The 7842-nt window shown below is 47.5% G+C and carries 7 protein-coding genes; all 7 read right to left on the reverse strand.

The window, feature by feature from the left end; genetic code table 11:
* A partial coding sequence (locus tag V7D78_RS06230; RefSeq protein WP_333607575.1) for an RHS repeat domain-containing protein occupies positions 1-864 on the reverse strand: 864 nt, incomplete at its 3' end.
* Between the two features lie 33 nt (positions 865-897).
* Positions 898-1233: a hypothetical protein gene (locus V7D78_RS06235; protein WP_333607576.1), complete on the reverse strand. Its 336-nt coding sequence runs from the start codon at positions 1231-1233 to the stop codon at positions 898-900.
* A 207-nt stretch (positions 1234-1440) separates the two neighbouring features.
* Positions 1441-1803 (reverse strand): hypothetical protein, encoded by a 363-nt coding sequence (locus V7D78_RS06240; protein WP_333607577.1) that lies wholly within the window; start codon positions 1801-1803, stop codon positions 1441-1443.
* 6 nt (positions 1804-1809) lie between these two features.
* A complete protein-coding gene (locus V7D78_RS06245) occupies positions 1810-2985 on the reverse strand; it encodes an RHS repeat domain-containing protein (RefSeq protein ID WP_333607578.1) in 1176 nt (391 codons plus the stop codon).
* 152 nt (positions 2986-3137) lie between these two features.
* Entirely contained in the window at positions 3138-4550 is a 1413-nt protein-coding gene (locus V7D78_RS06250) for a DUF4397 domain-containing protein (RefSeq protein ID WP_333607579.1), read from the reverse strand.
* 132 nt (positions 4551-4682) lie between these two features.
* On the reverse strand, positions 4683-5846 hold the full coding sequence (rnd, locus tag V7D78_RS06255; RefSeq protein ID WP_333607580.1) for a ribonuclease D: 1164 nt from the start codon (positions 5844-5846) through the stop codon (positions 4683-4685).
* Between the two features lie 38 nt (positions 5847-5884).
* Complete coding sequence (gene fadD, locus V7D78_RS06260) at positions 5885-7531, reverse strand: long-chain-fatty-acid--CoA ligase FadD (RefSeq protein ID WP_333607581.1); 1647 nt, start codon at positions 7529-7531, stop codon at positions 5885-5887.
* Between the last annotated feature and the right edge of the window lie 311 nt (positions 7532-7842).

Genomic DNA, 7842 nt, shown 5'->3' on the forward strand with positions numbered 1-7842 from the left:
AAAAGGTTTAAGGTAAAGCGCATCTACAGCGGCTCCCGGTGACGAGTAGACTTTTTGTGTAACAAAGCTCCCTTGTCCTCCAGCTTGACTTGAGTATCGTATAAATGATTCGCCTTTCTGTACAATTCTAGCTTTAATTTGACCTTGAAATGACGCGACAAATTCCGGAGCAAGATGTGCTGGCACACCTTGACTTATCATGTATGCCTCAGCCGCCTCACCACTAATAGCAACTGTTGCACCTCTAGTGCTGACAGACACTAATCTAATGGCACCTACGCCAGCCAGCATTTCTGCTACACCTTTAGTTCCGGAAAACAAAGGGTTTTCTCTAAAAAAATCCATCAACCCTTCGTTGCCACCACTAAGATATGCAATCTTTGCCGCGGCATCATAGACATCAGTTTGCTCATAAGTCATGAACTGGCCACGAGTTACAAGGTTTCCAAATCTCTGACCGACACCTTCAAAAAGGCCCACTCCATTTTGATTAATACTACTCCCACCCAGCCCCTGAGCCTTATTTTGCTGACTAATAATCTCTTTAGTTTCAAACTTTTTTACTGCCTTTTGCGCCTGCTGCTCTTTACCATTATCTTCAGACTGGCCCCCACCAGTGGAAACACACACTTTGCAGCCTTTTGGATAATTGAACGGTCCTGAGCGATCTAACGGATCTTTGGGATTATCGCAGCCAAAAAATGGAGAGCAACCCGCTATTCCCTCTGAGGTATACCCCGTAGGATCTGTCCCAGCCAGCGGGTTATTCATGATATAGCTATACGGATTCATGCTCTGGCTATTACCCGGTGCCTGAATGACCGGGTCTACCGAATAAAATCGGCCAAGGTTGTAATCATACACCCGCCCCCTACTCGCAACGTCCTGTTGCTCGCCTTACAGGTCGTCGCCGTTCAAAACGGCAACGTTCAAAAATTGCTCCTGCATTTTTGTCATATGAATCAACTGCGCATCATCCAAATGCTCATGGTCAGTATAGCCCCGGCTGGTGAAAGGCGTTGCGCCGACAACACCGGCCAAGGTAGCCGGGCTCCATTGCCGGTAATTGCCTTTACGGGGCTTACCAAAGGGGTCATAACTGCGGTGTTCACTCAAGGCATTGGCTTCATTGGTTAAACTAACCACCGAGCCTAAGCGGTCACGCAGCGTATAGCGGATAGCATAGCTGGCGGTGCTTTGGCCACTGACCTGGGTTTTGCTGACAATAGCCACATCATCAATAAACCAGCGGGTGGTGGTGGTGCTGCCTTTTATTGAGATTTCGGCAGTTTTACCAATATAGTGCGTGGTTTCCGTGCCACTGCCGTTACTCAGCCTGCCTGCTACAGTAACAAAAAAGCCCCGCCAACACCAAGTAACTGGTGTTGGCGGGGCTTTGGATTCAAAGCAAATCTGAAACCGTAAAGATACTGCTTTAATTTAATGTAACTTTAGTTTTTTAGCTGTTCTTTTCAGCTCAAGCCAAAGCGGACTGTTTAGTACCTTCTGAGGTTCATCATTTAAATTTTGTGATTTAATAAACTCTTCTAACTCTCTTAATGCCTGTAAGAAAAGTGATATTTTCGATTGTTGAAAATAATCCAATTGATGCTTGAATTGCTCTGACTTTTCAAAAGCGTCCGCATCAAGACCATCAAAAATTTGTTCAAATAATTCGTCAGGCTCCATTATTGACGTTATTGATGTATCTCTTTCTAGCCAAACTCGCTCAAACAACCCGTCTTCAGCTATAAGTTCGGCAGTACTATAGATACCGTCAATCCATACCTCTAACTTAATCATTCTTCTTTATTCCCTAAATTTGAAGTCTTTAAGTTTGATACCGTGAGCTTCAGCTGAGTTCATTCTGACAGAATTGCCATCCCTGTCTAGCGCCTGACCATTTCTGACCTGTGTCACTTCACCATTGCGTTTTACTCGAACATAGTTGTACGAGTTTTTAGGATCAACCCATTTAACATCTTTTCCATTGCGAGAAGGTTTTTTCACCCAGTCATTTGGTACTCCCTCGGGTCTACCATCATTCTCTGGATCTTCATCATCCGGATCAGGCATTGGGCTGCCTGTTCCAGCTGCAATTCGTAATGACATTAATGGATCAGGCTTATCCTTGCTCATATTATAAGCAACAATCCCAGCCGCAGCTATTACAGCTAATGCATCACCTATCGGTAGAGGCCCATCCACTGCAGCTAAACCAAATAAAAAGGCTGCAGCACTGCCACTAAGTAAAACATTACTTTCTCTTTGTGCCTCAGAACGACAAATGGCATCACAGTAAATTTCGCCTGCGTAGTTGCCCTCCGCTAGCTTCTTAATTCCTTCACCAATCCACCTCGCATCGACTGCTTTATCTAAATCTCTCTGTATACCTGAGGGGCTACCCACTGTTGTCGCGTCAATTACCGGTGCAACAGTATTCGTATTTTGCTCTGCGCCATTGTTTGGCCGTTGATAGATTACATCCTGCACAAAACTCCGCCCAGACCGCTCTGCACGTTTCGGCGTGTCCTGACATTTTTCTTTGACTTCACACTCCGCGGTATACCCAGTAGGATCTGTCCCAGCCAGCGGGTTATTCATAATATAGCTGTACGGATTCATGCTCTGGCTATTGCCCGGCGCCTGAATGACAGGGTCGACGGAGTAAAACCTGCCAATATTATAGTCGTAAACACGACCATTCATATGTATCAGCTGGGCACCGTCTAAATGCTCGTGGTCGGTAAAGCCTCTGCTGGTAAACGGCGTGCTGCCCACTACTCCGGCTAACGTAGCCGGGTTCCATTGCCGGTAGTCGCCTTTACGGGGTTTACCGAAGGGGTCATAGCTGCGGTGCTCGCTTAAGGCATTGGCTTCATTGGTTAAACTCACTACCGAGCCTAAGCGGTCACGCAGTGTATAGCGGATAGCATAGCTGGCGGTGCTTTGGCCACTGACCTGGGTTTTGCTGACAATAGCCACATACCTCGGGGGTCAGGCCTTGCTTTTTGCAAGTGTTAATTAGTTATTTAACAAAAAAAGCCTGAAACTGCAATGGTCACTGCTAGTGTTGGCAGTCGACCTACAAAAACGCCCGCGAATGCGGGCGTTTTATTTAGTATTGCATAGACTTTTTACATACCTGCAACAGGCTCTTCTGCAACTACAAACGCATCCATCACGGTTAAACCTACCCCCATCAGGCCTTCGCCGTCGCGGGCAATGGCGGTGTAGATGTTGTTGGCGGCCAGTGACAGCATGCCGGTTTCAATGGCAGCAGTTTTAGTGCCGGTGGGTGTTACGGTAACGAAGTAATCACCTGCCGCCAGCGCGACATAACCGGTTTCGGCCAGGTAAGGTACGTTGCTAAAAGCCGGTGTCGCATCCGCAATGTCTGCGGTAGCCGTTACATAAATATCAACATTGCCTGCCAGGGTTGAGCCGTGAATTAACCGTACCCGTGCTTCAGTGGCGATAGTGCGGGTATCATCGACTAACACCAGTGGCGTTATGGCAAAATCGTCGGCATCAGATAATGAACCCGTGGCAATAACGGTATAAAACACCCCATCATCCAAGGTCACGTCTGCATCAATCACCGCCGTTTCGGTATTGGCTACAGCCACTTTAACATTGTAATCACCCGGTGCCGGCGTAACATAACCGGTAAAATCAGGGAACGCCAAATCAGACACTAATGGCGTCTCAAAATTATCATTGACCACTATATCTACTGCCGGTGCATCAGACACGTTATGTACCACGCGCAGTGATGAGGTGCTATTTGCATCTAAAATCGGCAGCACTTCACCTTCAGGTGTGACAGCAAGCAAGGATACGGGTGAAGCACCTGAATAGTTGCTGTTAATGGCAGCTACCACTAAATCCATACCTGATGTCAGCTCCAGCGTGCCTGAATCAAACACTACCGTGTCTTCACCCGGCAGCGTGATACGAACCCGGTAGTTACCTGCCGGTACATCTACTGCACCAGTAAAGGCTTTGTAATCCAGTGTAGCCAGCGGTGCTGATAAAGCTGCATCCGGTGCAGTAACATGCACGTCTACCGTTGGTGCGGCTGAGGCTGCATGTACTACCTGAACACGTACATTACCTTGGGCCAAAGGGGCGACATCTGACGTGACCACTAAAGGCTCCAGCGTTTCATCTGCCACCAAACCAACAGCAAATACTTTGTAGTTTTTAGCTTCAGCAAGCGCTAAATCAAGTGGGCCAATAACCGTAGCCGTTGCATCACCAGGCAGCAAGGCGTCAACTGCTACGGCGTATGTTGCAGGAGGTAAATCGAAATTGTCTGAGCTATCAGCAAAAGCCAAGCCTTCAATCACTACATCACCATTAACTTTGACATTAACTGCTGGAGCGTCGAAAGAAGCATGTACTACACGTAACGTAGCATCTACTACCACAGGTGGTGGCGGTGGTGGAGGTGGTGGTGGAACCTGAACAGGATCACTGCTGCTATTGCAGGCGGTAAGCGTCGCCAATACCGCAGCGGCGACTGAAAGCTTGATAATATTTTTCATTGTTATGCCCTTCAGTTAATAGTTGCGCAATGTTTACGCCACTATTTTTGGGCAGGATCAATAAAAAAACGCTGGAAAAATCGGCTGTTTTATTGCAAATTTTCGACTGATCCAGCAGCACAGCATTAACGTTTACAGTTGGTTAACCAACATACTGACATGTTCAGGCACTGGCAAATGAGGCAATAACAGCTGTTTACGCCAGCCTTGCAGATACTCGGGTATCGGCAATAGAGGGCGCTCAGTGTCAGACACCCGCCAACACCAGTTGAAATACTCGTGCATTAGCCGTTTCGTCGACATAAATGACGCTGCTATGCCATGCTCGGCTGCCGCGGCTTTTACCGCTTCTACCAGCTTGGCCAACTCCACTTTTTCGCCGGCAAAAGCCGCAATATGGTAAAAAGGTTGCGGGCATTGCTCCTGGGGTAAGGCTTTAGCATGCGCTATTAGCTCTACCAGGGTTTTGGCATGGCGGCGGATGTCGCGCATCGCCATACCCGGAATATTTAACAAGCTTTCAGCACTGGCCGGTCGCCGCTTAGCCAGCTCTAGTAGTTGCATATCTTTGATAATCAGCCCCAGGGCTAAATCTTTTTGTTCGGCGTACTGTAAGCGCCAACAGGTCAGCTCCCGCAGCACCGCCAGCTCCCGGGCAGAGAGTTGCCAGCTGTTTTTAATATCCAGATATTTAAATTCCGCCAACAGCGGCTGCAGCTTGCGCTGCAATAATTGCTGGCCTTCAGCTAACAGTAGTTGCACCAGCTCTGGCTTGGTAAAGGCGGAGAGCAATTTGGGATAAAGTTGATATAAAAAACGCACATCATTGGCCGCATACTGTAACTGTGTTTCAGCCAAAGGCCGGGCTAACCAGTCGGTACGCGATTCACTTTTATCCAGTTGCTCCTCCAGCAGCTGCTCAACTAAGCGGGCATAGCCCATACTATTGCCCCAACCTAACAACTCAGCAGCCATCTGGCTGTCAAATATCGGGTTAATGACCTTAATGCCAATGGTGGCAAAGGCGTCCAAATCTTCACTGCAGGCATGCAGCAGCTTGGTGACACCGGGCAATGCCAGCAACTGTTGTAACGGCTGCCAATCGCTGATCTGCAGCGGGTCTACTAAAGCCAGCGCTTCACCATCAAATAATTGCACCAATCCCAGCTTTGGCTGCAAGGTACTTTGCCGGATAAACTCGGTATCGACTGCAAGAATAGAACGCTTGGCCGCCGCGGCGCAGTAAGCCGCCAGTTGTTGGTTATCGGTAATTAAAGGCAACATATTAAAACTCACATAAAACAAAGCCGGCATTCGCCGGCTTTGTTAGTTTATCAGCGCAATTCTCGGCGCAGGATTTTACCTACATTGGTTTTAGGCAATTCATTACGGAATTCTACCAGTTTGGGTACCTTGTAGCCCGTTAAATGTTGTTTGCAGTGAGCAATAATCTCTTGCTCGCTCAGGCTGGGGTCTTTTTTCACCACAAATACCTTCACTGTCTCACCGGTACTTTCATTTGGTACGCCTACTGCTGCCACTTCCAGTACTTTTTCATTCATTGCCACTACTTCTTCAATTTCATTTGGATAGACATTAAAGCCCGATACCAAAATCATGTCTTTTTTGCGGTCAACAATATAGAAAAAGCCTTCTTCATCCATAGTAGCGATATCACCGGTATATAACCAACCATCTTTAATGGTTTTAGCGGTTTCTTCCGGGCGGTTTAAATAGCCCAGCATCACCTGAGGCCCTTGCACCAACATTTCGCCTGGCTCACCCACCGCTACTGTATTGCCATCTTCGTCTACCAGCTTAATATCGGTAGAGGGTGCCGGTAAACCAATACTGCCGTTAAAGTCGTCTAAATCAAACGGGCTTAACGTGACTAAAGGACAACATTCAGTTAAACCATAGCCTTCTAATAACCGGCTATTCGTTACCTTTTTCCAGCGCTCTGCCACCGGCCGTTGCACCGCCATACCGCCACCTAACGACAGCTTTAAGCGACTAAAATCCAGCTCGGCAAAGCCTGGCGTATTCAGCAGACCATTAAACAGCGTATTGACACCGGTAATAGAGGTAAACGGAAAGCGGCTTAGCTCTTTAACAAAATTGGGCATATCACGCGGGTTGGTGATAAGCAGGTTGGTGCCACCAAATTTGAAAAAAGTAAAGAAATTAGCCGTTAACGCAAAGATATGATAAAGCGGCAGGGCCGTCACCACATGCTCTTTGCCTTTCTCTAAAAAGCTATCCAGAAAACCACTGCATTGCTCAAGGTTAGCCACCATATTGCGATGACTGAGCATAGCGCCCTTAGATACGCCGGTTGTACCACCGGTATATTGTAAAAAGGCGATATCGTTGCCTGTTACGTCTGGCTGCTGGTAAGGCATTGAACGGCCTTGCTGCAGGGCATCATTAAAGCGCACAAACTGCTTTAGCTGATAGGCGGGCACCAGTTTTTTTACGTATTTCACCACAAAATTAACGATAGAGCCTTTTAAACCCAACATATCGCCCATGCGGGTCAGAATAACTTTTTCTACGGTAACTTTATCAACCACCGCCGCCAGCGTATGGGCAAAATTATCAACAATAATAATAGCCTTAGCTTTTGAATCATTCAGCTGATGTTCCAGCTCGCGCGGAGTATACAAGGGGTTAACATTGACGACAGTACAGCCTGCTCTGAGTACGCCCATTAAGGCAACAGGGTACTGCAATAAATTAGGCATCATAATGGCAACCGCATCACCTTTTTTCAGGCCTTGCTGTTGCAGATAGGCAGCAAAGGCGGTGCTGAGCTCATCCAGTTGCCGGTAAGTCAGGCTCTTGCCCATGTTGATAAAGGCGGTATGATCCGCGAACTCAGCAACACTTTGACTTAAAATATCCAGTAATGAATGGTAATGATCAGCATCAATTTCTGCAGGTACGCCCGACGGGTAACGCTTTAACCAGACTCTATCCACCGTCCTCTCCTTTTAAATAAGGTTATTATTTTATAGTGTTAAAACCCGGCCGGCGCAATGATTTTCAGGTTGCAAACCGGCACAAGCTGGAGCTTTTACTCTAAAGCAATCATCCCATACTTGGCATAAATGTACAATGCAGTGCACAGCCAAACAGCAGGCGCTGCGACAAAAGGCGGTGTTAATCCGCAGGCTTCAACAGTTTCAGGGTCATACGATCACTTTCACCTATCTGCAGGTAATGCAGACGGTTTTCCGCCCCCATCGCCAGTGTTGGCGGCAACGCATATACACCTTTGGGGTAATCTTTA

The sequence above is a fragment of the Arsukibacterium sp. genome (assembly GCF_036735525.1).
Lineage (GTDB): Bacteria > Pseudomonadota > Gammaproteobacteria > Enterobacterales > Alteromonadaceae > Alishewanella.